Source organism: Mesorhizobium sp. M7A.F.Ca.CA.001.08.2.1, from assembly GCF_003998455.1.
In the GTDB taxonomy this organism is placed as follows: Bacteria; Pseudomonadota; Alphaproteobacteria; order Rhizobiales; family Rhizobiaceae; genus Mesorhizobium; species Mesorhizobium ciceri.
Window position 1 is genome coordinate 1 of record NZ_RZPW01001295.1, and the last position, 850, is coordinate 850.

Annotated in this window: 2 protein-coding genes; both read right to left on the minus strand. The window is 66.6% G+C overall.

Annotation, left to right across the window (positions count from 1 at the left end):
* Positions 1 to 520, minus strand: a 520-nt coding sequence (locus EN914_RS36940) for a BA14K family protein (RefSeq protein ID WP_245497950.1), incomplete at its 3' end; no start/stop codon positions are given.
* A gap of 133 nt (positions 521 to 653) precedes the next feature.
* Positions 654 to 850, minus strand: a 197-nt coding sequence (locus tag EN914_RS38870; RefSeq protein WP_206527346.1) for a hypothetical protein, incomplete at its 5' end; no start/stop codon positions are given.

Genomic DNA, 850 nt, shown 5'->3' on the forward strand with positions numbered 1-850 from the left:
CGACATGGTCGGCCGAAAGCGCTTCGCCGTCATCGTCGGCAAGGTAGACGCCAAGGCCAGCGCCGTTTTCCACGCCATCGCCGGCGGCCGGCTGGCCGGCCTGACCGGCGGCTTCGAGATAGGGCGAGATGCAGGGGCGCAGCTGCCCGCTGTAGGAAAGATAGCTGTTGTCGTCCGGATGGTAGGAGCGATAGCGGCTGGCGCACCAGGCGAGATGCGGACGCGGCAGGTCGGCTGCCTTGGGCGCGATGGCGCCGGTGACCGTCGGGTCGGGCGGTGTTTCCTGCGGTTTGGCGGGGATGTCGGGCGGCGCCGGCTGGGCGGCCGGCAGGCGTTCGAGGCCCTGCCCGGCTTTGTTCACCGGCCGCGCCTTCTTGGTCCACAGCTCCGCCACGCTGACGGTGGCCGTTGCCTGGCGCGGCGGCTTTGCGGCAAGCAGCCAGGCGGCGAAGCCCAGTCCGCTGCCGAAGACCGCAAGGGTCAGCACGAAGCCGCAGACCAGTCCCAAAACCGCTTTCACGACACGCTCCTTCAGTCCCTGCTCATAGAATGCGGGGCCTCAAGGCTGGTTCCAGAAAAACGCTGGCGCGCGCGCCGGCGTTGCCGCCGGGCGCAGCCGCCAAGGGAGGCTCGAAACCCCGCCCAGACACAGTTCAGAAACAATATTCAACAGTTCGGAAAAACTGCCGAAAAGATCGGATGGCATAAGCGTCCCACAACAACTGGGAAAAATGGCCGTGCCGGGCAACGCCCGGCCTGGACGGGAAAGTATGGAAATGGATCACGGTGTCGATATCGCCGAACTGGACGCGGAACGATCGGGGCTGGAAAGCGGCCCGGCGGGTGTAGC